Origin of the sequence: Aminobacter niigataensis (assembly GCF_946995915.1) — a bacterium.
Classification (GTDB): Bacteria; Pseudomonadota; Alphaproteobacteria; order Rhizobiales; family Rhizobiaceae; genus Aminobacter; species Aminobacter niigataensis.
Genome location: NZ_OX341517.1, coordinates 2,199,853 through 2,223,635 on the forward strand (window position 1 = coordinate 2,199,853; position 23,783 = coordinate 2,223,635).

The 23,783-nt window shown below is 63.8% G+C and carries 25 protein-coding genes; 13 read left to right on the forward strand and 12 right to left on the reverse strand.

Annotated features, from left to right (window positions below):
• Positions 1-8 precede the first annotated feature (8 nt).
• A complete protein-coding gene (hemF, locus tag O1Y97_RS10635; RefSeq protein WP_318763975.1) occupies positions 9-920 on the reverse strand; it encodes an oxygen-dependent coproporphyrinogen oxidase in 912 nt (303 codons plus the stop codon).
• Positions 921-998: 78 nt separating this feature from the next.
• Between hemF and O1Y97_RS10640 the strand changes: the two genes are divergently transcribed.
• Both O1Y97_RS10640 and O1Y97_RS10645 read left to right on the forward strand, forming a co-directional pair.
• Positions 999-1,256, forward strand: coding sequence for a hypothetical protein (locus O1Y97_RS10640; protein ID WP_108607290.1), 258 nt, complete (start codon positions 999-1,001; stop codon positions 1,254-1,256).
• Between the two features lie 21 nt (positions 1,257-1,277).
• A complete protein-coding gene (locus O1Y97_RS10645; protein WP_318763976.1) occupies positions 1,278-1,862 on the forward strand; it encodes a carboxymuconolactone decarboxylase family protein in 585 nt (194 codons plus the stop codon).
• Between the two features lie 31 nt (positions 1,863-1,893).
• Here the strand turns inward: O1Y97_RS10645 and soxR are convergent, their stop codons facing one another.
• Positions 1,894-2,337: a redox-sensitive transcriptional activator SoxR gene (soxR, locus tag O1Y97_RS10650; protein WP_199914590.1), complete on the reverse strand. Its 444-nt coding sequence runs from the start codon at positions 2,335-2,337 to the stop codon at positions 1,894-1,896.
• Positions 2,338-2,500: 163 nt separating this feature from the next.
• Positions 2,501-2,959 carry a tRNA (cytidine(34)-2'-O)-methyltransferase gene (locus tag O1Y97_RS10655; protein ID WP_318763977.1) on the reverse strand — a complete coding sequence of 153 codons (459 nt, stop codon included), beginning with the start codon at positions 2,957-2,959 and terminating at the stop codon, positions 2,501-2,503.
• Positions 2,960-3,238: 279 nt separating this feature from the next.
• Between O1Y97_RS10655 and O1Y97_RS10660 the strand changes: the two genes are divergently transcribed.
• From O1Y97_RS10660 to O1Y97_RS10705, 10 genes are all read left to right on the forward strand, one after another.
• Positions 3,239-3,550, forward strand: coding sequence for a hypothetical protein (locus O1Y97_RS10660; protein WP_318763978.1), 312 nt, complete (start codon positions 3,239-3,241; stop codon positions 3,548-3,550).
• Positions 3,551-3,700: 150 nt separating this feature from the next.
• Complete coding sequence (locus O1Y97_RS10665) at positions 3,701-5,581, forward strand: ABC transporter ATP-binding protein (protein ID WP_318763979.1); 1,881 nt, start codon at positions 3,701-3,703, stop codon at positions 5,579-5,581.
• Between the two features lie 214 nt (positions 5,582-5,795).
• A complete protein-coding gene (locus tag O1Y97_RS10670; protein WP_318763980.1) occupies positions 5,796-7,673 on the forward strand; it encodes an ABC transporter ATP-binding protein in 1,878 nt (625 codons plus the stop codon).
• Between the two features lie 172 nt (positions 7,674-7,845).
• Complete coding sequence (locus tag O1Y97_RS10675; RefSeq protein WP_318763981.1) at positions 7,846-9,714, forward strand: ABC transporter ATP-binding protein; 1,869 nt, start codon at positions 7,846-7,848, stop codon at positions 9,712-9,714.
• A gap of 9 nt (positions 9,715-9,723) precedes the next feature.
• On the forward strand, positions 9,724-10,035 hold the full coding sequence (locus tag O1Y97_RS10680; RefSeq protein ID WP_318763982.1) for a DUF6665 family protein: 312 nt from the start codon (positions 9,724-9,726) through the stop codon (positions 10,033-10,035).
• Between the two features lie 321 nt (positions 10,036-10,356).
• Complete coding sequence (gene petA, locus O1Y97_RS10685; RefSeq protein ID WP_183259864.1) at positions 10,357-10,920, forward strand: ubiquinol-cytochrome c reductase iron-sulfur subunit; 564 nt, start codon at positions 10,357-10,359, stop codon at positions 10,918-10,920.
• A gap of 19 nt (positions 10,921-10,939) precedes the next feature.
• Entirely contained in the window at positions 10,940-12,241 is a 1,302-nt protein-coding gene (locus tag O1Y97_RS10690) for a cytochrome b (RefSeq protein WP_108607300.1), read from the forward strand.
• Between the two features lie 29 nt (positions 12,242-12,270).
• Entirely contained in the window at positions 12,271-13,128 is an 858-nt protein-coding gene (locus tag O1Y97_RS10695) for a cytochrome c1 (protein ID WP_108607301.1), read from the forward strand.
• 98 nt (positions 13,129-13,226) lie between these two features.
• On the forward strand, positions 13,227-13,772 hold the full coding sequence (locus O1Y97_RS10700) for an adenine phosphoribosyltransferase (protein ID WP_318763983.1): 546 nt from the start codon (positions 13,227-13,229) through the stop codon (positions 13,770-13,772).
• 307 nt (positions 13,773-14,079) lie between these two features.
• Complete coding sequence (locus tag O1Y97_RS10705) at positions 14,080-15,462, forward strand: FAD-binding oxidoreductase (protein WP_318763984.1); 1,383 nt, start codon at positions 14,080-14,082, stop codon at positions 15,460-15,462.
• A 224-nt stretch (positions 15,463-15,686) separates the two neighbouring features.
• On the opposite strand, the gene O1Y97_RS10710 is transcribed toward O1Y97_RS10705, so the two are convergent.
• The 3 genes from O1Y97_RS10710 to corA form a co-directional block, all read right to left on the reverse strand.
• Positions 15,687-16,145: a MaoC family dehydratase gene (locus O1Y97_RS10710; protein WP_318763985.1), complete on the reverse strand. Its 459-nt coding sequence runs from the start codon at positions 16,143-16,145 to the stop codon at positions 15,687-15,689.
• Positions 16,142-16,606: a MaoC family dehydratase gene (locus O1Y97_RS10715; RefSeq protein WP_318763986.1), complete on the reverse strand. Its 465-nt coding sequence runs from the start codon at positions 16,604-16,606 to the stop codon at positions 16,142-16,144. Before O1Y97_RS10715 ends, O1Y97_RS10710 begins: the two co-directional genes overlap by 4 nt.
• A gap of 82 nt (positions 16,607-16,688) precedes the next feature.
• A complete protein-coding gene (corA, locus tag O1Y97_RS10720) occupies positions 16,689-17,663 on the reverse strand; it encodes a magnesium/cobalt transporter CorA (protein ID WP_108607306.1) in 975 nt (324 codons plus the stop codon).
• 321 nt (positions 17,664-17,984) lie between these two features.
• Between corA and O1Y97_RS10725 the strand changes: the two genes are divergently transcribed.
• Entirely contained in the window at positions 17,985-18,740 is a 756-nt protein-coding gene (locus tag O1Y97_RS10725; RefSeq protein WP_318763987.1) for an outer membrane protein, read from the forward strand.
• 75 nt (positions 18,741-18,815) lie between these two features.
• Here O1Y97_RS10725 and O1Y97_RS10730 read toward each other — a convergent pair whose 3' ends face one another.
• The 6 genes from O1Y97_RS10730 to O1Y97_RS10755 all read right to left on the reverse strand — a co-directional run bounded on the left by O1Y97_RS10730 (position 18,816) and on the right by O1Y97_RS10755 (position 23,645).
• Positions 18,816-19,610, reverse strand: a complete 795-nt coding sequence (locus tag O1Y97_RS10730) for an APH(3')-II family aminoglycoside O-phosphotransferase (RefSeq protein ID WP_404801278.1) — start codon at positions 19,608-19,610, stop codon at positions 18,816-18,818.
• A gap of 349 nt (positions 19,611-19,959) precedes the next feature.
• Positions 19,960-21,063, reverse strand: coding sequence for a redox-regulated ATPase YchF (ychF, locus tag O1Y97_RS10735; protein ID WP_108607308.1), 1,104 nt, complete (start codon positions 21,061-21,063; stop codon positions 19,960-19,962).
• Positions 21,064-21,137: 74 nt separating this feature from the next.
• A complete protein-coding gene (locus tag O1Y97_RS10740) occupies positions 21,138-21,680 on the reverse strand; it encodes a dihydrofolate reductase family protein (RefSeq protein ID WP_318763989.1) in 543 nt (180 codons plus the stop codon).
• A 92-nt stretch (positions 21,681-21,772) separates the two neighbouring features.
• Positions 21,773-22,180, reverse strand: a complete 408-nt coding sequence (locus tag O1Y97_RS10745) for a GFA family protein (RefSeq protein ID WP_108607310.1) — start codon at positions 22,178-22,180, stop codon at positions 21,773-21,775.
• Between the two features lie 88 nt (positions 22,181-22,268).
• Positions 22,269-23,006, reverse strand: a complete 738-nt coding sequence (gene pth, locus O1Y97_RS10750; protein WP_108607311.1) for an aminoacyl-tRNA hydrolase — start codon at positions 23,004-23,006, stop codon at positions 22,269-22,271.
• 24 nt (positions 23,007-23,030) lie between these two features.
• The gene (locus O1Y97_RS10755) at positions 23,031-23,645 is read right to left on the reverse strand and encodes a 50S ribosomal protein L25/general stress protein Ctc (protein ID WP_108607312.1); all 615 of its coding nucleotides are present in this window, start codon (positions 23,643-23,645) and stop codon (positions 23,031-23,033) included.
• Between the last annotated feature and the right edge of the window lie 138 nt (positions 23,646-23,783).

The following is a 23,783-nucleotide window of genomic DNA, read 5'->3' on the forward strand; positions in this document are numbered from 1 at the left end:
GCAATCGCTTACGGCCACCTGACCTCTGGCGGCATGCTGGACAGGATCGAGGCGATGTTGCCGCCGGTCTTGAGGCCGAAGATCGTGCCGCGATCGTAGAGCAGGTTGAATTCGACATAACGGCCACGGCGGACGAGCTGCTCGTCGCGGTCGCCGTCGGTCCAGTTGGTGTTGAAGTTCTGGCGGACGAGATGCTGGTAGGCGACGAGAAACGCGCGGCCGACATCCTGCACGAAGCGGAAGTCGGCATCCCAGCCGCCCTTCTCCTCGGGTGAATGCTGCCAGTCGAAGAAGATGCCGCCGGTGCCGCGCGGCTCGTTGCGGTGCGGCAGGAAGAAATACTCGTCGCACCAGTCCTTGTACTTCTGGTGGTCGGCGACGGGGTGTTTGGCGCAGGCGAACTGCATCGCCTTGTGGAAGGCAACCGTGTCGGCGTCTTCCTGCGTGCGCCGGCGATCGAGCACCGGCGTCAGGTCGGCGCCGCCGCCGAACCACCAGCGTGAGGTCGCCACCATGCGCGTGTTCATGTGCACGGCCGGCACGTTCGGGTTCTGCGGATGGGCGATCAGCGAAATGCCGGAGGCCCAGAAGCGCGGGTCTTCCTCGGCACCGGGCATCTGCTTGCGGAACTCGGGCGAGAACTCGCCATGCACGGTCGAGGTGTGCACGCCGACCTTCTCGAACACCCGGCCATGCATCATCGACATGATGCCGCCGCCGCCACGTCCCTCGTCGCGCTGCCACGGCGTGCGCTCGAAGCGACCCGGCGCCCACGAGGCCAGCGGTCCTTCGACCTGGTCCTCCAGCGCCTCGAAGGCGAGGCAGATGCGGTCGCGCAGCTCCTCGAACCAGGCGCGGGCGCGCGCCTTCCTGTCTTCGATGTCGGCCGGCAGTCCCGCCGGGATTTCAGGACGCTGCAATTTAGGCTCCGCACAAATGACTCGTAATTGTCCGGCGCGATCCCTAATCTCCTTCTCGTATGGGTCAAGGAGTTCTTTATGGGCACCCCGACCAGACCGCCGCTGGATGACCTCAGAAAAAGGCTCCACCGCAGCCGGGCCGAACGTGAACTCAAGCCGCGCGACGGGTTCCTGCGCGAGACCTTCGTTTTGCCGCGCAACGATGCACGGCTGAAGGCGCAGGAGTGGTTCTCGCGCTGGCCCAAGCAGGCCTACTGGACCGAGATCGAGAGCTGGTTCGAGCGTCCCGGCGACGTCATCGAGTTCACCATCCGCCGCCTGCCGACATCCGACTGATTCTCAAGCGCGGGTGCAAAGATGTTCCTGAAGACGATCGCCGAGGATGAGGCGAAGGGCCGCGTCGCCGAGATCTACGACAAGGCACGAGCGCAACTGGGCTTCGTCATGGAAGCGACCCAATGCTTCACGGCGCGTCCCGACTTGCTGCCGATATATACCGACTTCAACGACCAGATGCGCGCCGGCTTCTCGCTCGGCATGCGCGAATGGCGGCTGATCACGCTGGTCGCCGCCAAGCAGATCCCGTCGACCTACTGCTCCCATGTCTATGGCAAGCAGCTGATCGCCGATCTCGGCTCGAAGGAGGCGGTGCTGGCCCTCCAGCAGGATTTCCGAAATGCGGGGCTGACTGAACGCGACGTTGCGATGCTGGCCTATGCCGAGCAGATCGCCATCGATGCCTCGCAGGTGAGGCAAGCCGACATCGACCGTCTGCGCACGACAGGCTTCAGCGACCAGCAGATCTGCGACATCGCCCTTTGTGCGTCCTTCCGCTGTTTCGTCAGCCGCTTCTTCGATGCGGTCGGTGCCGGGCCGGAGGCAATTTTCATCGACAGCGACGAGGCGTTTCGCGCGGCGATGACGGTCGGCCGGAGCTACTGACGGACCCGGCAACCACGCCGCCCAGATTTCCCTATTCCGCCGGGACGATCAGCCGCCGCGGTCCCGGGCCCTGGCGCGCCAGCCGGTCCTCGCGGTTGCGCAGCGGGCACTTGTCGATCGACATGCAGCCGCAGCCGATGCAGTCGGTCAGCCCGTCGCGCAGTTTCTTCAGCTGTTCGATGCGGTGGTCGAGATCGTGGCGCCAACCCGTTGATAGCAGACTCCAATCCTCGCGCGTCGGCGTGCGCCCGTCCGGCAGCGCGGCAAAGGCGGCGGCAATGTCGGCGAGCGAGATGCCGACGTCCTGCGCGATCCTGATCACCGCCACCCGCCGCAGCACGTCGCGCGCATAGCGCCGCTGGTTGCCCGAGGTGCGGTGGCTGTGGATCAGCCCGCGCGCCTCGTAGAAATGCAGGGCCGAAACGGCGACGCCGCTGCGCTTCGCCACCTCGCCGACGGTCAGTTCGCTTGCCATGGAGATTCCTGCTTGACCTCAAGGTTGGTTGAGGTTGTACGAGGGTATCCTTCACGATGCAAGGAAGGATCAGGACATGGCGTGCAATCCAAACATGAACCGAAGCACCAACCCGCCGGGACGGAGGTTTGCTGCCGTGTTCATTGAGCTGGCAGACGCATGGTCAGCCGATCTGGCGCAGTGCCTCTCCGGCAACCATCGCGGAACTCAGCGCGACGTTGAGGCTGCGGCCGCCGCCGGGCATCGGGATCAACAGCCGCTCGAAGGCGAGATCGTGGACGTGATCCGGCACCCCAGCCGATTCGCGGCCCAGCATGACGACATCGCCGGCCTGGAAGCGGAAATCGGTATAGGGCAGGGCGGCCTTGGTCGACATCAGCACCAGGCGGCGGCCTTCGTCCTGCCGCCAGTCCTCGAAGCGGTCGAAATCGACGTGCCGGGTCAGGGCCGCCATTTCGAGATAATCCATGCCGGCGCGTTTGAGCGCCCGGTCGGAAATGTCGAAGCCGGCGGGCTCGATCAGGTCGATGGCGAGGCCGAGGCAGGCGGCCATGCGCAGGATCGTGCCGGTGTTGCCGGCGATATCCGGCTGGTAGAGCGCGATGCGCAGTTTTTCGTCCATTTTGAGTTCCTAATCTGTGGCGGCAAGGCAACAGCAAGACGAGCCAAAGCAAAAAATGAAGACGAGGCCGTGGCATTCCGCCGCGAATGGGCGTATACGGCCGGCATTGTCAACTCGGACCGATGGAGGGGTACATGATGCATCTTGATATTCACCGCCCCACCTGTGGGCGACGAACTGCCTGACGGCGGACCGGTTCGACGACTTTCCTGACATTTCCAGGCATTTTCGCATCGCGGTCCGCAGAAGCCCTTATCCGGTTTTCGAAGGACAATTCCGATGTTTGCCAACATCCCACACGGGCCCGACGCCCGTAACGAACCCGACTCTGCAAATTCCCTGGGGCTGAGCCAACTCGCCGAAGCGAGGCGCAAGGCCTGGGCGCTGTCGATCGGCGCAAGCCCGCAAGCCTCGGGCCCGCCGAGAAAGCTGCATCGCGGCATGTTGCCCGATGTCGACATGAGCAATGTCGTGCCCGACCCCAACCACCGGCCGTTCTTCGGCCGCGTCTTCGCCCTGATCGGCCGGCTTGCCGGCCGGTCGGGTCAGGCCCGGCCTGCTGCCAGAACGATGTCAGGAGGCAACCGCTGAGGATTCGCCGAATCCTCAGCGGTCACCTACATTCCTGAGGCCCCCGTCGCATCCCACACAGGATCCGGCGAACAATGGCCGTGCCAGTGGCCCTCCAAGATACGTCCACGCGGAATTCGCTGCGTGTCACATACCGATTGAGAGACTGATATGTTCCGCTGGTTTGAAAACAGACTGAATCCGTTCCCGCCGGAGGAACCGGTCGAGCCGCCGAGGACGCTGGTGGCGTTCTGCCTGCACTACACCAAGGGTGCCTGGCCCTACATCATCGTGGCAGCCGTGCTCACCTCGCTGATCGCGCTCGCCGAAGTGTGGATGTTCGGCTTCCTCGGCAACATCGTCGACTGGCTGTCGAACCAGAAACGCGAGACCTTCCTTGAGAACGAGGGCTGGAAGCTCGCCGGCATGGCGTTCATCGTCATGGTCATCCTGCCGGGCATGGTGGTGCTGCAGTCGCTGGTCAACCAGCAGACGCTGATGGGCAACTATCCCATGCGCATCCGCTGGCAGGTCCATCGCTACCTCCTCAAGCAGTCGATGAGCTTCTACCAGGATGAGTTCGCCGGCCGCATCGCCACCAAGCTGATGCAGACCGCGCTCGCCGTGCGCGAATGCGTGGTCAAGCTCATCGACGTGCTCAACTACGTCATCGTCTATTTCCTCGGCGTGCTGTTCATCGTCGGTTCCGCCGATCTCAGACTGGCGGCGCCGCTGGTCGTCTGGCTCGTCATCTACGTGCTCCTGCTGCGCTACTTCGTGCCGCGCCTGGGCAAGCTTGCCGAAGAGCAAGCCGATGCGCGCTCGACCATGACCGGCCGGGTAGTCGACAGCTACACCAACATCCAGACGGTCAAGCTGTTTTCGCATTCGCGCCGCGAGGCGACGTTCGCAAAAGAAGGCATGTCGCTGTTCATGGACACGGTCTACCGGTCGATGCGGCTGGTGACCTCGCTCTACGGCGTGCTCTATCTGCTCAACTCGACGCTGCTCCTGTCGGTCGGCGCGTTGTCGATCTGGCTCTGGCTCGGCGGTGTCGTCACCATCGGCGCGGTCGCCGTCGTGCTCGGCCTGGTGCTGCGCCTGTGGGGCATGTCGCAATGGATCATGTGGGAAGTCTCGGGCCTGTTCGAGAGCATCGGCACCGTCCAGGACGGCATCACCTCGATCTCGATGCCGCGCCTGGTCGAAGACAAGCCCGGTGCCAAGGAGATCGTCGTCGACAAGGGCGAGATCTCCTTCGACAACGTGCGCTTCCATTACGGCAAGAAGAAAGGCGTCATCGAAGACCTGACGCTGAAGGTTCGCCCGGGCGAGAAGGTCGGCATCGTCGGCCGTTCCGGCGCTGGCAAGTCGACGCTGGTCAATCTTCTGCTGCGTTTCTACGACATCGAGGGCGGGCGCATCGTCATTGACGGGCAGGATATCTCGGCCGTGCAGCAGGACAGCTTGCGCGCGCATATCGGCATGGTCACGCAGGACACGTCGCTGCTGCATCGCTCGGTGGCCGACAACATCCTTTATGGCCGTCCCGATGCCACGGAGGCGATGATGGTCGAGGCGGCACGTCGGGCCGAGGCTCTGGATTTCGTCTCCACCCTGTCCGACCCCAAGGGCCGCAAGGGCTTCGAGGCGCATGTCGGCGAACGCGGCGTCAAGCTGTCCGGCGGCCAGCGCCAGCGCATCGCCATTGCCCGCGTCATGCTCAAGGACGCGCCGATCCTCATCCTCGACGAGGCGACCTCGGCGCTCGACTCGGAAGTCGAGGCCGCGATCCAAGAAAACCTCTATCGGCTGATGGAGGGCAAGACCGTCATCGCCATCGCGCATCGTCTCTCCACCATCGCGGCCATGGACCGGCTGGTGGTGATGGACAAGGGCCGCATCGTCGAGCAGGGCAGCCATGACGAACTGGTCGCCAGGGGCGGGCTCTACGCCTCGCTGTGGCAGCGCCAGTCGGGCGGGTTCCTGCTGGACGACGTAGCAAGCGAGGCGGCCAACGACGCCGAGGCCAAGGGCCAGGCGGCGGAGTAGGGCGAGGTGGCGCGAGGCCGACGCCCTCCCTCCCCCTTGTGGGGAGGGGAAACCACGGCGACCCACACCCAGCGCATCCTCCTCTTAATGTGAACACACCGCCCAACATTCGCCCGGCTTAGCGGCACGTTTCTCCTGCCATGCAGCGGTTGCCTCTCGGGGGCGTTTGGGCCGAAAATAGCGAGTCGTTGCCGCGGGATAGCCCAGAGTGCTCATGAACAGAATCTACAAATGGTTCGAAAGTTGGGTCTATCCCTTCCGCGAGCCTGACAGCCTTCGGCCTCCCGCCACCGTCTGGGGTTTCCTCTGGCACTATGTCGGCCAGGCAAAATTCGCCTTCTTCGCCATGCTGGTCATCGGCGGCATCGCCCCGCTCGTCGAGGCGGGGCTTTTCTACTTCGTCGGCCGCCTCGTCGACATCCTCGACGGGCTGCCCACCGACCGCAGCTGGGCTGCCCTTTGGGACGTCGCCGGCGCCGAAGTGCTGTTCATGGCAGTCGTCGTGCTTGTCGTTCGCACGCTGATCGTCGGCCTGTCGGCGCTTGTCGACGAGCAGACGATCACGCCGGGCTTCTACAATCTCGTGCGCTGGCAGGCGCATCGCCACGTCTCGCGTCAATCCTATTCCTTCTTCCAGAACGATTTCGCCGGCCGCATCGCCACAAAGGTCTGGCAGGCGGGGCAGGCGACCGGCGACCTGATGGAAAGCTTCATCGAGGTCGTGTGGTTCATGCTGGTCTACACCATCACCACGCTTGCCGTGGTCGCGGGTCTCGACTGGCGGCTCGCCGCACTCGTCGTCATCTGGATCGTCGCCTTCGGCTTCCTCGCCAACCATTACCTGCCGTCGATCCGCAAGCATGCCGAGGCCACCGCCGAAGCCGGCTCGATGATCAACGGGCGCATCGTCGATTCCTATTCCAACGTGCAGACGCTGAAGCTGTTCGCTGCCGATGGCGACGACCGCTACATTCGCTCGGGCTTCGACATCTATCTCGAAGCGCTGCGCCCGTTCACGCGCCGGCTGACCGGCGTGCGGCTGGCGCTGACTGCGCTGTCGGGCGTCATGATCACCGCGATTGCCTGGTACTCGATCCATCTGTGGATCGAGGGCGCCATCTCCGTCGGCGCCGTGGCCTTCACGCTCAGCCTCGTGCTTCGGCTCAACATGCTGCTCGGTCGGCTGATGATGCAGCTCAACGGCATTCTCCGGAACCTCGGTGTGCTGGAAAACTCCAAGGCGCTGATCAGCCAACCGCTCGGGCTGACCGACAGGCCGGGCGCTCGCCAGCTTGAGGTGTCGGGCGGCGAGATCCGCGCCGACAAGGTGGTCTTCCACTATGGCAAGGGCGGCGGCGTGCTCGACAGCATCGACCTCGTCGTCAAGCCCGGCGAGAAGGTCGGTATCGTCGGTCCTTCGGGTGCGGGCAAGACGACGCTCGCCAATCTCATCCTGCGTCTCTACGATCTCGAAGGCGGCCGCATATTGATCGACGGGCAGGACATCGCGACCGTCACCCAGAACTCGTTGCGGGCCTCGATCGGGGTCGTCAGCCAGGATACCGCGTTGTTCCACCGTTCGCTGCGCGACAACATCAAGCTCGGCAAACCCGACGCCACCGACGACGAGGTCATCGCCGCGGCGCGCAAGGCCGAGGCGCACGAGTTCATCGGCACGCTCGAGGACAATCGCGGCCGCAGGGGCTACGACGCCTTCGTCGGCGAGCGCGGCGTCAAGCTGTCGGGCGGCCAGCGCCAGCGCGTGGCGATTGCGCGGGTGTTTCTCAAGGATGCGCCGATCCTGATCCTCGACGAGGCGACCTCGGCGCTCGATTCAGACATCGAGGCGGCGATCCAGGAGAACCTGCAGGCGCTGATGCAGAACAAGACCGTGCTCGCCATTGCGCACCGCCTGTCGACCATCGCAGCCCTCGACCGGCTGATCGTGCTCGACCAGGGCGGCATTGCCGAACAGGGTACCCATGACGAACTGCTTGCGCTCGACGGGCTCTATGCCCGGCTGTGGAAGCGCCAGTCCGGCGGTTTCCTATTCCACGAGGACAGCGTGCTCGACGAATCGAGGCCGGCGTGATGGCGCTGTTCATCGCCCCCTCATCCGGCCCTTCGGGCCACCTTCTCCCCGCTGGGGAGAAGAGGAAGGCTGAGGCGCCGACAATCTCCTCTCCCCGGTGGGGAGAGGGTGGCCGAGCGAAGCGGAGGCCGGGTGAGGGGGCCTTGTTCGCAATGAGGAAGGCTTTCGCCACATGACTCCCGAGCCCTTCCGCGAAAAGCTCTGGCGCCGCTTTGAAGGCGCCATCGACCCGTTCCAGGACACCGATCGCGAGGTGCTGCCCGAAAGCGCCTGGGCCTTCATCCTCTATTTCGCCCGGCAGGCGAGAGGACCTTTCACGCTGCTGCTGATCAGCGGCTTCCTCGCCGGTGCGATCGATGCGGCCCTCTACTGGTCGGTCGGCTGGCTCATCGACCTGCTCGACTCCACCAGCCCGCAGCGGCTGTTCGCCGAGCACTGGCCGGAACTCGCCGGCCTGCTGGTGCTGATCCTCGTCGTCCGCGCCGTCATCATCATCGGCTCGGCCATCGTCGAGCAGCAGATCGTCGTGCCCGGCTTCTTCTCGATGGTGCGCTGGCAGGCGTTCCGGCGCGTCATCGAGCAGCCTTACGATTTCTACCAGAACGATTTCGCCGGCCGCATCGCGACCAAGATCGTGCAGGGTGGCGAAGCCGTCGGCGACTTCATCGTCAATGTGCTGCAGACGATGTGGAGTTTCCTCACCTTCGTGCTGCTGTCGCTGACCATCCTGGTCTCGCTCGACCCGCTGATGGGGGCGGTGGTGATGCTGTGGTTCGCCAGCTATGCCGCGATCATCTACTTCCTGCTGCCCGAGATGCGCCAGGCCGGCCGCGCCACCGCCGACCAGCGCTCGATCTTCAACGGGCGCCTCGTCGATGCCTTCACCAACATCATGGCGGTCAAGCTGTTCGACAGCGGGCGGCGCGAGCATGCTTATGTGCGCGACGGGCTCGAGAGCTATCTCGGCGCCGTCGTCCGGCTGACCCGCTCCATCACCACCGTGCGTGCGGCGGTCGCGGTCATCAATGGCGCGATGATGGCTGCGGTCGCTGCCATCTGCATCGTCAGCTGGACCCGAGGCGAAATCTCGACCGGGGCGATTGCCGCAGCACTCGGCCTCGTCTTCCGGCTCAACCAGATGTCCGGCTGGATGATGTTCAACATCAACGGCCTGGTGCGCAACTATGCCACCGTGCAGGACGCCACGCGCACCATCTCGGTGCGCCCGGCGATCCGCGATGTCGAGAACGCGGCCGTGCTGCCGCGTGCGACCGGCGACATCGTCTTCGACAACGTGTCGTTCCACTACGGCAAAGGCAGCGGTGTCATCGACAAGCTCAGCCTGCACATCAAGCCGGGCGAGCGTGTCGCGCTGGTCGGCCCCTCCGGTGCGGGCAAGACGACGCTGGTCAATCTGGCGCTGCGCCTCTTCGACGTCGAGGAGGGCCGCATCCTGATCGACGGTCGCGACGTGCGCGACATCACCCAGGCGTCGCTGCGCGCCCAGTTCGGCGTCGTCAGCCAGGAGGCGATGCTGATGCACCGCTCGATCACGGACAATATCGGCTACGGCCGGGCAGGGGCCTCGCAGGCCGAGATCGTCGATGCCGCCCGGCGCGCCGCCGCCCACGACTTCATCGTCGACGTCGCCGATCCGCGTGGCCGGCGCGGATATGACGCGCATGTCGGCGAGCGCGGTGTCAAGCTGTCAGGCGGACAGCGCCAGCGCGTGGCGATCGCCCGGATGATGCTCAAGGATGCGCCGATCCTGATCCTCGACGAGGCGACCTCGGCGCTCGACAGCGAGGTCGAGGCGGCGATCCAGGACAATCTCTACAAGCTGATGGAGGGCAAGACGGTCATCGCCATTGCCCACCGGCTGTCGACCATCGCCGCGCTCGACCGGCTGATCGTGCTCGACGAGGGCCGCGTCGTCGAGGAGGGCAGCCACGATGCGCTGATCGCCAGGGACGGGCTCTATGCGCAATTGTGGAAGCGCCAGTCCGGCGGCTTCCTGGCCGACCGGCTCGCGGCGGAGTAGGATCGAGTCATGTCTTCTGTCCGCCCGCCTTCCATCCTGTCCAACCGTTCCGAGCAGACGCTCAACGTGCTCGAATACGAGTTCCTCGCCGAAAAAGCGGCAGCGCTCGGGCGCGCCGGCGACCGGGTCGGCGAGGCGCTCGGCAAGCTGACTGCGCATCAAGGCGACGGCGACGAGCGGCGCATCTTGCTCAAGGCGGCGGCTGACGCAGTCTACGCCTATTTCATCCAGCGCGAGCTCTGCGGCCTGCGCAAGCATGACGACGCCATTCGCGACTATCGCATCCCGCGCGAGGTGCTGGTGCGACTCGGCGCCGCCTGATCGGCCCACGGTCGTTTCCCGGCGCAAGTTTGGCCTCGCCGGGGCGAGCCCGGCCTCCCTGGTGGCGCAGGCATGCCCGGTGTCGCAAAATCCGCTGATTTCCGCCATTTCCAGCCAGTTTTCCACCGCCTTGCGTTGTCCCCGCGACAATCTGCCCATGTGCCCTGTCGCGTCTGGACAAAAAGAGGCTTCACGCATAAACCGAAGTCCAAATGCCGGAGGAATTCGCTAGCCTGGTTGCCATGCGCCGTCGGGCTGGCATTGTTGAGCGGGGACAAGTGCTCAGCCTTCGGTGGTATTGAGGCAGAAGGATCAGGTCCCTTGAGCGCAACCGATACGAGCGAGCCCAATCGCCGCGATTTTCTCTATGTGGCCACCGGCATGGCCGGCGTGGTCGGCGCAGGCGCCATTGCCTGGCCCTTCATCGACCAGATGCGCCCGGACGCGTCGACGCTGGCCGCGTCCTCGATCGAGGTTGACGTCACGTCGTTGACGCCCGGCATGTCGCTGACGGTGAAATGGCGCGGCAAGCCGGTGTTCATTCGCAACCGCACGCCCGAAGAGATCAAGGCAGCGCAGGACGTGCCGCTCGCCGACCTCAAGGATACGGTCGCACGCAACGCCAACATCGCTGCCGACGCCCAGGCGACGGACATCGATCGCACGGCCGGCAAGGACAAGGAAAACTGGCTGGTCATGGTCGGCGTCTGCACCCATCTGGGTTGCGTGCCGCTCGGCCAGCAGGGTGATTTCGGCGGCTGGTTCTGCCCTTGCCACGGCTCGCACTACGATACGGCTGGCCGCATCCGTAAAGGCCCGGCGCCCGAGAACCTTCATATTCCGACATTCCAGTTCGTTTCCGACACCATGATCCGGATAGGCTGAGGCAGGGGGACTTAATTCCATGAGCGGTGGACACTCGACCTATTCGCCCAAAACCGGCATCGGCCGCTGGATCGATGCGCGCATGCCGCTGCCGCGGCTGGTGCACGATTCATTCGTCTCCTACCCGGTGCCGCGTAATCTGAATTACGCCTACACCTTCGGCGGCATCCTTTCGATCATGCTCGTTGCGCAGATCCTGACCGGCGTCGTGCTGGCCATGCATTACGCCAACGACACGACGCTGGCCTTCCAGTCGGTCGAAAAGATCATGCGCGACGTCAACTCCGGCTGGCTCTTGCGCTACATGCACTCCAACGGTGCGTCGTTCTTCTTCATCGCCGTCTACATCCACATCATGCGCGGTCTCTACTACGGCTCCTACAAGGCGCCGCGTGAGCTGCTGTGGATCCTCGGCTGCATCATCTACCTGCTGATGATGGCAACCGGCTTCATGGGCTACGTCCTGCCCTGGGGCCAGATGTCCTTCTGGGGTGCTACCGTCATCACCGGCTTCTTCACCGCCATTCCGGTGGTCGGCGAATGGGTCCAGCAGCTGCTGCTCGGTGGCTTTGCCGTCGACAACCCGACGCTGAACCGCTTCTTTGCGCTGCACTACCTGCTGCCGTTCATGATCGCCGGCGTCGTCGTCCTGCACGTCTGGGCGCTGCATGTCGTAGGCCAGACCAACCCGACCGGCATCGAAGTCAAGTCGAAGACCGACACCGTCGCCTTCACGCCCTATGCGACCATCAAGGATGGTTTCGCCATGGTCGTGTTCCTGGCCGTGTTCGCCTACTTCATCTTCTACATCCCGAACTTCCTCGGCCACCCCGACAACTACATCATGGCCGACTCGCTGAAGACGCCGGCGCACATCGTTCCGGAATGGTACTACCTTCCGTTCTACGCGATCCTGCGCGCCATCACCTTCAACATCGGCCCGATCGACTCCAAGCTCGGCGGCGTGCTGGCGATGTTCGGCTCGATTGCGGTGCTGTTCGTCGTGCCGTGGCTCGACACCTCGAAGGTCCGTTCGGCTGTCTACCGCCCGTGGTACAAGCTGTTCTTCTGGATATTCGTCATCAACGCGATCTTCCTGGGCTGGCTCGGTTCCCGCCCCGCCGAAGGCGCCTACGTGATCATGTCGCAGCTGGCCACGCTCTACTACTTCGCGTTCTTCCTGGTCATCATGCCGGTTCTCGGCCTGATCGAGACGCCGCGCCGCTTGCCCAACTCGATCACAGAAGCGGTGCTTGAGAAGAACAAGGGCGGCTCCGCTCATCCGGCAGGTGCGACCGCTGCACCCGAGACCCGCGGCTGAACCAAAGAGAATCTGAGAGGGATTTTGGAATGAAAAAGATTCTCAATGGTCTGGCTGCCATCGGCTTCGTGCTCGCCGGCACGGCCGGCGTGGCGCTGGCTCAGGAAGCGCACAATGCGGCCGAGCCGACGCACTTCCCGATCCACAAGCCCAAGGAAATGGACTGGACCTTCGCCGGCCCGTTCGGCACCTACGACAAGGGCCAGCTCCAGCGCGGCCTGAAGATCTACAAGGAAGTGTGCTCGGCCTGTCACTCGATGGACCTGGTGGCGTTCCGCACGCTCGAGGACCTCGGTTACTCCGAAGCGCAGGTCAAGGCCTTCGCCGCCGAGTACGAAGTGCAGGACGGCCCGAACGGCGATGGCGAGATGTTCACCCGCAAGGCTCTGCCTGGCGATCATTTCCCGTCGCCCTTCCCGAACGCGATCGCGGCCGCCGCGGCCAACAACGGCGCTGCCCCGCCCGACTTCTCGCTGATCGCCAAGGCGCGCGGCGTCGAGCGTGGCTTCCCGACCTTCGTGTTCGACATCTTCACCATGTATGCGTCGAACGGCCCGGACTACATCCACGCGCTTCTGACCGGCTACGATGAACAGCCGCCGGCCGGCATGGAAGTTCCCGAGGGCACGCACTACAACCCGTTCTTCATCGCCGGCAAGTCGCTGGCCATGGCCAAGCCGCTTTCCGACGGCCAGGTGACCTACGAGGACGGTTCGCCCGAGACGGTCGAACAGTACTCCAGGGACATCTCGGCGTTCCTGATGTGGGCTGCCGAGCCGCACCTTGAGGCGCGCAAGCAGACCGGCTTTGCCGTCATGATCTTCCTGGTGCTGTTTGCCGGCCTGATCTACGCCACCAAGCGCAAGGTCTGGGCCAACGCCCACTGATCCGGGCTGGCCGACATGAAATCGAAGGGCGCTCGCAAGGCGCCCTTTTCTTTTGCCGCCTGAGCCGTCAAAACTGTCGGGTAACGGAGCCCCCACCGATGAATACCTCGCTTGAACAGACGCTGCTCGGCGCCATCAGGACCATTCCGGACTACCCGCGCCCCGGCGTGATGTTCCGCGACATCACCACGCTGCTCGGCAATGCGCGCGCTTTCCGGCGCACCATCGACGAACTGGTTCATCCCTATGCCGGCGCCAAGATCGACCAGGTGGCCGGTATCGAGGCGCGGGGCTTCATCCTGGGTGGCGCCATCGCGCACCAGATGTCGGCCGGCTTCGTGCCGATCCGCAAGAAGGGCAAGCTGCCCCACGAGACCGTGCGCATCGCCTACAGCCTCGAATACGGGCTCGACGAGATGGAGATGCACAAGGATGCGGTCAAGACGGGCGAGAAGGTCATCCTTGTCGACGACCTGATCGCCACCGGCGGCACTGCGGAAGCCGCGGTCAAGCTGCTGCGCCAGATCGGCGCCGATATCGTCGCCGCCTGTTTCATCGTCGACCTGCCCGAACTCGGCGGCCGCAAGAAACTCGAAGCGCTCGGCGTCGACGTGCGCACGCTGATCTCCTTCGACGGGCACTGAGGGACCTACTGGTCTCTGGCAGCGTGGAGAAGTTCTCCACGCTTGGCGCTTTTCCCATCATTTTTCGCGCGACTTGCCGGGCCGCTGTAGCGCGGCCCTGAGGTCGCTTGTTCGCCGATCTCCAGCCGCGGACCCGGCAACGGCGCCGTTGCCGTTCGAATTCATGCCAGCGCGATTCCTCGGCCCGACGGCCGCCGCCATGCGGCCGCGCCGCTGAAACAAACGAAACACTCCCGAGCTCTTGTAGATCCAAAACTTCCTGGCCGAGGTGCCGACGCGTCTTGCTCCGAAACACGAGTGTTCCAAAATGCTGAAGTCAACTGCTTCGCAAGATTTTCCCGCACGGCTCCGCGCGAGCCTCATCGGCCAGGACCATCCGGACTATGAGGCGTCGCGCGCGCTTTACAACGCCATGATCGACAAGCGGCCGCGCTGGATCGTTCCTTGCACCGAGGTCGCTGACGTGGTCGCGGCCGTCAATCATGCCCGCGACAAGCAACTGCTTGTTGCCATTCGCGGCGGCGGTCACAACGGACCGGGCTTCGGCAGCTGTGACGGCGGCATGGTCATCGACATGTCGCCGATGAAGCGGGTCGACATCGATCCCGCCACGCGCACGGTCCGTGTCGAGGCCGGCTGCACCCAAAGCGAGGTCGACCGGGCTACCTGCGTTCATGGGCTGGCGGTGCCGGCCGGCATCGTCTCTACCACCGGCATTGCCGGGCTGACGCTGGGCGGCGGTACCGGCTATCTCACGCGCAAGCATGGCCTGACCATCGACAATTTGCTCGCAGCCGAGGTCGTTCTGGCCAATGGTCGCATTGTCACGGCAAGCGCGGACGTACACCCGGAGCTGTTCTGGGCGTTGCGCGGCGGCGGCGGCAATTTCGGCGTGGTGACGCGCTTCACCTTCCGGGCGCATCCGGCGAAGGATGTCTATGCCGGGCCGATCTTCTACGACATCGCGCATGTGGCCGAGATCATGCGCTGGTACCGCGGTTTCCTGCCGGGGGCGCCGCGCGAACTCGGCATGTTCTTCGGCATCAAGACGGTACCGTCCTGCGATCCGTTCCCGCGCGAAATCTGGGGCAAGCGCATCTGTGCGCTGATCACCTGCTACAACGGCGCCGAGAAAGACGGCATGCGGGCGATGCAGCCCGTGCGTGAAGCGCTTCCCAAGCCGCTGATGGACGGCATGATGCAGTTACCGTTCGCCGATCTGCAAGGCCTGTTCGACCCGCTGCTGCCGAAGGGGCTGCAGTGGTACTGGAAGGGCGACTATGTCGACGAGCTGTCCGATGCGGCCATCGCCGCCCATGTCGAGCACGGCTCGAAGACCCCGAGCGAGCTGTCGCTGATGCATCTCTATCCCATCGACGGAGCGGTCCACGACGTGGCTCCCGAGGCCACTGCCTGGGGCGCCCGGCGCGCGCGCTGGTCCATGGTCATCGCCGGCATCGATCCCGACCCGGCCAAGGCGCCGGAGCTCAGGCGCTGGGCAAGCGCCTACTGGGCGGCGGTGCACAAGCACAATGCGCATGGCGGCGCCTACATCAACTTCATGATGGACGATGAGGGCGAGGCGCGCGTACGTGCCGCCTATGGCCCCAATTACGAGCGGCTGGTCGCGGTCAAGCGCCAATACGACCCGGCAAACCTCTTCCGGGTCAACCAGAACATCCGGCCGTAGGTTTCCGCTCTGGATGAAGCGCGCGGACTCACCTTCTCCCCTTGTGGGAGAAGGTGGATCGGCGCGCAGCGCCGAGACGGATGAGGGGTGCTGGGAGGAAGGAGCGGATGCAGGTGAAGCCGCACTCCGTCCAGCACCCCTCATCCGACCTCGCTTCGCTCGGCCACATTCTCTCACAAGGGGAGAAGGAAGGTCGCGCCACAAGGGGAGACGGGAAGACCCCGCTATCCCACCTTCACCAGCACGGCGCTGTCGAACTCGACGACCTTGTCGCCGGTCGAGTCGAAGCCTTCGGAATGCAGCGTCATCATGCGCCAGCCGGGGCGCGAGGCGAGCGGGCGGTGGTCGATGCCGCGCCGCGTGTAGGTCACCGTTTCGCCGGCAAACACAGGCTTCAGCCATTTCAGGTTCTTGAAGCCGGGCGAGGGGCCGAATTCGGGCTTCGGTCCGGGGCCGTCCCAGGGGCGGCCGCGATGCGCCAGGTTGAGCTTCATCCACACCGCCGTGGTGTGCCAGCCCGAGGCGCAAAGGCCGCCGAAGACGCTCCTCTTGGCTGCTGCCTCGTCGGTATGAAACGGCTGCGGATCGTATTTGCGGGCAAAGTCCTTGATCGCCTCGGCGCTGAAGTGATGGCTGCCGAGGGTGATGGTGACACCGATGCCGAGATAGTCGTCGAGGGTCATTGCGCGGCCTCGCGGGTCAGGAACATGCAGGTATTGACCAGTTCGAAGACCGGCTCGCCCTTCTGGTTGACCAGTTCCGCACGCCAGCTGACGAAGCCAAGCCCCGGCTTGGAACGCGACAGGCGGCTGGACAGGATGGTCAGCTTGCCGCCCAGCATGTCGCCGGCCAGCACCGGCTTCTTCCACTTGGCATAGTCGATGCCCGGCGCGCCCTGCGAGGTCGAGTCGAGCAGCAGGGCATCGCACAGCATGCGCATGAACATCGAGCAGGTGTGCCAGCCCGACGCCGACAGCCCGCCGAGGATGCTCGCCTTGCCGGCCTCCTCGTCAAGGTGGAAGGGCTGGGCGTCGAACTCCGAGGCGAATTCGATGATCTCCCGGGCGAGGACGGCCTTGCTGCCGAGGTCGATGACGACGCCTTCGGCGAGGTCCTCATACGCCCATGTCTTGTTGCTGCTCATCGGCAATCCTGTTCAAGCTTGTACGATAACCTTGGACCGGCCCTGCGGGTCGCGCAAGGCCGGCTTGGGGCAACTCGTTGGCTCAGAGCCAGCCGCGGCGGCGGAACCACCAGAACGGCAGGATCGCGGAGACGACCATCAGGCCGAGCGCGAACGGGTAGCCGAGCGCCCATTTGAGCTCGGGCATCAGGTCGAAATTCATGCCGTAGATCGAGGCGACCAGCGTCGGCGGCAGGAACACCACGGCCGCGACCGAGACGATCTTGATGATGCCGTTCTGCTCGATGTTGATCATGCCCAAGGTGGCGTCGAGCAGGAAGGTGATCTTCTGCGACAGGAACGAGGCGTGGTCGGTCAGCGACGCCACGTCGCGCGACAGCGTCTTCACCCGCGCCTTGGCGTCCTTGCCGTTCTTGGCCTGCCCGGTGGCGCTGGCGAGGAAGCCCGCCAGGCGCTGCAGCGAGGTCAGGCTGTCGCGCATGTTGGACGTCAGCGACTCCTTGCGGCCGATGCCCTTGAGGATCACCTGGAAGTCGCGGTCGCGCTTCGAGGCCTTGGTCGCCGTCGGGTTGAAGATGTCCTTCGACAACAGCTCGACCTCGCGCGAAACGCGTTCCAGCACGTCGGCCAGCCGGTCGACGATCGCCTCCAGCAGGCCGACGAGGATCGTCTCGCCCGTCGTGCAGCCGATCGCCGCCTTCTCGGCCCGCAGCGGAAAGGACAGGAACGCCTTGGGCTCGTGGTAGCGGATGGTGACCAGCAAATTGCGGCGCAGCACGAAGGTGACCGGCGACATCACGGGAAAGTCGCTGTCGGCCTGCGAGGGCAAGGTGGCGGTCATGAAGTAGGCGCCGTCCTCGACATAGAGGCGGGACGAGATCTCGATCTCCTCCATTTCCTCGCGTGTCGGAACCCCGACGCCGAGCCACTGCTCGACCTCGGCCTCTTCTTCCCTCGTCGGATTGAGCAGGTCGGCCCAGACGATCTTGTCCTTTTCGGCCGCAATGCTGTCTGCAAGGCGCAGACGATCGTTTTCCACGACGAATGCCTTGATCATCGCCGGTCTCCCATACTGGAGCTGATATCGTGCCCGATCGCGGGCCGGGTTGCTGGATTGCGCCGGCGGGGTCACGAAGGACCGGGGCAGCGCCTAGGCGCGATAGACCCGGGTGGCTGCGACGTCAAGTTGCAAATCGGCAAGGTGGCGGGATGTAGCGGGTCTAGGTGCGGCCAGTGCCACGGGGCGCATGTCGTCTTGAAGTAGATATATAGTGTTCGTATAGGATATTCGGTGAGAGATAATACGTTGTAAGTTGTTTTAAGTTTTCATAGCGGAGATGATTGTGCTACGAGGCGATTCTTATTGTGGGGACTTAGCATGAGAAAGATTATGGTATTTTCCGCTGCATTCTTTGCAGCGGCAAGTGGCGCTATCGCTGCCGATAACGTCGTTGGTGACTCCGTGCCGGAAGCACCTGTGGCATCGTTCTATGATTGGTCCGGCGGCTACGTCGGCGCGTTTGGCGGCTGGGCGCGCGGCAAGACGACTGCCACCGACATTGAGGGCGAAGAGTACGGTGGTGCGACTCCCGGGGCGACGATGAGCCTGTCAGACGACGGTTTTGTCGGCGGTGTGACGGCAGGTTACAATTTTCAGCATGGTTCATGGGTCTTTGGCCCTGAACTGGAGCTGGGCTGGGCCTCAATCAAGAAGACGCACATTGACCCTAATGACAACGAAGACGGCCTGTTTGCGCAATACGGATTTTATGGGACCGCCGCAGGTCGGTTGGGCTATGCTGCCGATCGTACCCTCTTTTATGGCAAGGGCGGCCTGGCCTTTGCTCTAATCAAGAGCGCCGGTGGCGAGTTCGATGGCGTCGGCGAGGAGAATGACGACGGCTATTGGGGCTTTGACGGCAACGAGGCCGGCTTTGGCAACAAGACGCGGCTTGGCTGGACGATCGGTGCCGGCGTTGAGCATGCGCTGTCCGAAAAGTGGACCGTCAAGGCCGAGTACCTCTACGCTGATTTTGGCAGTAGCACGTACAACAATCTTGAAGATCCAGACAGCCCCTTCAAGTTCAGGGACAAGCTCCACTCCGTCAAGTTCGGCGTGAACTATCAGTTTTGATGGAAATCTGCAGGATGAAAAGAAGCCCCGCCTTGAGCGAGGCTTTTTTGTCGACTCGTGCCGGCGCGCAACCGTTCAGAAGAACTCGTCGAGCAACTGGTAGTACGAGAGCCTCGCCGGATCGGCATCGGGCAGGCCGTAGAGCTCGAGGAATGGCGCAACCCATTCCGGGCCGAGATTGAGATGGATGCTCCAGCACAGGATGCCGAGATCCTGGTAGCGGCCGGCGACACCGAGGCGGCTGCAGTCGATGAAGCCCGTGAAGCGGCCGCCCTCGGCGATGAAGTTCGGCATCGAGGCGTCACCATGCGTCACGACCAGTTCCTCGCTGGCAGGCCGGCGCGCGAGCACTTGCTCGAACACGGTCTCGGCCGATTGGCCGAGCCACTCGTCGTCGAAGTCCTCGACATCGACCACGCCCGTCTCCATGCGTGCCCTGGCGAGAGGGATGCGTCTGGAAAGACGGTGGTCGAAGGGGCATGAGGCGATGTCGAGCGCATGCAGCCGGCGCAACGCGTCGGCTATGATGGCAATCGCCTCGGCAGCAGGAACCTCCTGCGTGACGAGGTCGCCGCCCGGCAGCGCCGTCATCAGCAGCCAGTGAAGCCCGGCATGGGTCTCGAAGACGATGACTTCGGGGCAGGGTACGCCCTGCCCACCCAGCCAGCGCAGCCGGGCCACCTCGTCGGGCAGCTCGGCAAAGTCGCCTGTTTCTTCGGTCTTGAGGAACAAGGTAGACTTGCCCGATGCCTCAAGCCTGAAGACGCTGGCACCTGAGGCGCCGATCGTCTGCTGCTGCCAGTCGTAACCGGCGAGCGCTTCACGCAACGTAGAGGGAAGATCGATCTCGACAGTTGAAGGCTGGGTCATCTGCTCCCTGGCGGACATGAAGTAGGCTCCGCAGCTGACATGGAGGTGCTGATAGATCTCAGTCTTCTCGCGTGTCCTGCAACGTCGAACTGCGCAAAAGCAAAAAAGGCCGGGGTTACCCCGACCTTTCTCTAGCGTCTCGACATCCGATGCCAGTACATCCGTGGTCAAAGGTGGAGACGATCTGCAAATCTCCCGGCGACCGTAGCCAAGGTTGGTTAGCAAAAGGTTAACGCTGCGGGATGAGGAGTTGGTCGAAAGCGCGTATGCAAAAGGCGGGCGACTGACTCGCCAAAAGGAAAAGCCCCGCGATGCGGGGCTTTTCGTATGCGGATGCGACGGCCAGGGGCTAGGTGTTGAACTTGAACAGCATCACGTCGCCGTCCTGGACGACGTATTCCTTGCCCTCGTCGCGCGCCTTGCCGGCTTCCTTGGCGGGAACTTCGCCGCCGAGCGTGACGAAGTCGTTAAAGGCAATGGTCTGGGCGCGGATGAAGCCGCGCTCGAAGTCGGTGTGAATGACGCCGGCCGCCTGCGGCGCCTTGGCGCCCTTGTGCACGGTCCAGGCGCGCGTCTCCTTGGGGCCGACGGTGAAGTAGGTGATCAGGTGCAGGAGCTCGTAGCCGGCGCGGATGAGCTTATCCAGGCCGGGCTCCTCGAGGCCGAGATCGGCTAGGAATTCCTGCGCCTCCTCGTCGGGCAGTTGCGCCACTTCGGCCTCGATGGCGGCAGAGATGACAACGACGCCGGCGCCCTGCGCCGTAGCCATTTTCTCGACAGCCTGGGTGTGCTCGTTGCCGGTCGCAGCGTCGCTTTCGGCGACGTTGCAGACATAGAGCACCGGATGCGAGGTCAGAAGGTTGAGCCCCTGCAAAATTTCGAGGTCCTCGGCAGCGATGCCCTTGAGCAGCAGCCGCACCGGCTTGCCGTCCTGCAGCAGCGTCAGGGACTGCTCCATCATCGGCAGGACGGTGGTCGCTTCCTTGTCCTTGCTGGCGGCGCGCTTGCGGAACTGCACGATGCGGCGCTCGAGGCTTTCGAGGTCGGCGAGCATCAGCTCGGTCTCGACCGTCTCGGCGTCGGCGACGGGATCGATGCGGCCTTCGACATGGGTGATGTCGTCGTCCTCGAAACAGCGCAGCACGTGCACGATGGCGTCGACCTCGCGGATGTTGGCGAGGAACTGGTTGCCCAGGCCTTCACCCTTCGAGGCGCCGCGCACGAGGCCGGCGATGTCGACGAAGGAAATGCGGGTCGGGATGATCTCCTTCGACTTGGCGATCGAAGCGAGCTGCTTGAGGCGCGGATCGGGAACCGCAACCTCGCCGGTGTTCGGCTCGATGGTGCAGAACGGATAGTTCGCCGCCTGCGCGGCAGCCGTGCGCGTCAGCGCGTTGAAAAGCGTCGATTTGCCAACGTTGGGCAGGCCGACGATGCCGCATTTGAAACCCATGGTCTTTTGGTCCTATCGGGAAATCGGAATTTGCTCAGGGCTATGGGCGATAGGGCCTAAGATCGTCAAGTCTTTCAGCGTCGCACGCGGTATTGCGTATGCACCGCGCCATTGGCCAAGGGCTTGGCAAAGGCGAGATCGAGCCAGCGATCGGCCTGTTTGCCGCCGAAAGCCCGGATGCCCGAGCCGAGGATTATGGGGATGCTGCCGATCTCGATCATGTCGAGCAGGCCGGCGTCCATGAACTGACGGGCCAAGTCGCCGCCGCCGAGAAGCCAGATTCGGCCTTTGGCGCCGCGCGCGCGAAGATTGGCAAGCATTTCGGCTGGCGCGCCGGCCATTGCTTCGGCGTTTTCGGGTAGGTTGTCGAGCGGGCGCGAGGTGGCAACCAAGCAAGGGTATTGGGCGTAGGCCCATTCCGGTTCGCGGCGGACGACATCATAGGTGGCGCGGCCCATGACGATGCCGCTCAGTGACGCCATGAAGCCGGAAAAGTCGTAATCGTCATCAGGTGGAAAGTTGTCGAGCCAGTCAAACGTACCGTCCTCGCGGGCAATGAAGCCGTCAAGCGACATCGCGAACATGTAGATGACGTCGTCAATGCCCGAAGAGACCATCGGAACCGTTCCTTGTTGCCAAAGAGTGTTTCCTACCATGGGATCTGTCGGAGTTATGTCAGGAGCCCTCAGCGAGCGCACGGGGCATTGGGTCAGTCCGGATCCTTGTCGTAGGCCTTGGTTCCCGGAGGCAGGACAACCCATGGATGACGGCGGCAGTCGTAGACGGAATCCTCGGGAGGCGGAAAATGCGGATCGGCGAATGCGCCGACTGCCACTGCCACAAACGCACTCTCGGCGCCGGCTTCGGTGTGGAACAGGTTCGTGCCGCAGACCGGACAAAACCTGAAGGTGTAGCGCGAGCCTCTGTCGCCGAGGCGCAGGTATTCGGTTGCCGTGCCCGTTACCTTGTAGGGCGGAGCGAAGGCGGCCAGGGCGGCAAAGACACTGCCGGTGCGGCGCTGGCAGGCGAGGCAATGGCAGATGCCGACGCCGAGCGGTGCGCCGTCGACCTCAATGCTCAGTTGCCCGCAGGAGCAGGACGCAGTTCGGGCTTGCACGATGACACCTCGCCTGACGGTTGCATCGGATCAAAGGGCATTGCGCGCCCCTATCGCATGAACGGAGGCGAATGTCTTCGCAGGCCCCTCAGTCCTTGCCGAGCAGCTTCTTCAGCATTGCGGCCATTGGGCCGGTCTCGGGAACCTTGACGGTGGGCTGGTTCGGGCGGGCCTGGCGGATATGGCTCTGGGCCTTGGGCGCCTGCGGCTTGGGGGCTTTCGGCGGCGGGGTGTCATCAGTACCGGTCGGCTGAAGCTTGTCGCGCAGCCCGACAGTGACCTTGTTCATGAAGCCGTTGTCGTCGCCCTTTGCCAGCAGGTCGGTGCTGTCGGCCACGAGGTCGAGCAGCACTTCCAGCCATTCCTTGTCGGCCTTGGCGAAGTCGCCAAGGACATGGCCGTGCACCATCTCCTTGACGCCGGGATGACCGATGCCGATGCGGACGCGGCGATAATCCTTGCCGATATGCTGGTCGATCGAGCGGATGCCATTGTGGCCGCCGGCGCCGCCCCCAACCTTGACGCGCACCTTGCCGGAGACGAGGTCGAGCTCATCGTAGAAGACGGTCAGCGCCGAAGGTTCGAGCTTGTAGAAGCGCAGGGCCTCGCCGACCGACTGGCCGGACAGGTTCATGAAGGTCTGCGGCTTGATCAGGATGATCTTCTCGCCGGCGATGTTGCCTTCGGCGATCAGTCCCTTGAACTTCTTCGTCCAGGGCGAAAACGAATGGCGGCGGGCAATTGCGTCCGCCGCCATGAAGCCGACATTGTGCCGGTTGTTCTGGTATTGCGCACCCGGATTGCCGAGACCTGCAAAGAGCAGCATGTTCGGGTCCTCCGGAGGCGAAGGCTATTCTGCCTCGGCAGCAGCCTCGGTCGTGGCTTCTTCCGACTTCGAAGCCGAGGTGCCGGCGATCGTGGCGATGGTGAAGTCGCGGTCGGAGATGACGGGCTTCACGCCCTTGGGCAGCTTGACGGCCGAGATGTGGATCGAGTCGCCGATGTCGGTGCCGTCGAGGTCGACGGTGATGGACTCGGGGATGGCGTTGGCCGGGCAGTGGAGCTCGACCTCGTGACGGACGATGTTCAGCGTGCCGCCGCGCTTGATGCCGGGCGACTTCTCTTCATTGATGAAGTGAACCGGAACCTGGACATTGACTTCGGTGTTTGCGCCAACGCGCAGGAAGTCGACATGCATCGGGAAGTCACGAACCGGATCGAGCTGGAAGTCCTTGGGCAGGACCTTGATCTTCTTGCCGTCGACGTCGATCGTTGCCACGGTGGTCAGGAAGCCGCCGCCATGGATCTTGTAGAAGACGTCCTTGTAGGACAGGGCGATGGCCAGGGGAGGCTGCTTGTCGCCGTAAATAACTGCAGGCACTTTACCGTTGCGACGAACTTCACGGGCGGACCCCTTACCGACCAGTTCGCGTGCTTCGGCCTTGAGCTCGTATGTTTCGCTCATGGCATTTCCTTTCGGTTGTATGGAGCGCCTACGGCTGGCATGAAGCCTGATCCGTAAACGTCGAAAGCCGCCGGGTGAGGCGGCCTTCCGCCGCGTTGCCTCCAAGGGTGTCTACGCGGGTGGCGGCTCTATATCCGA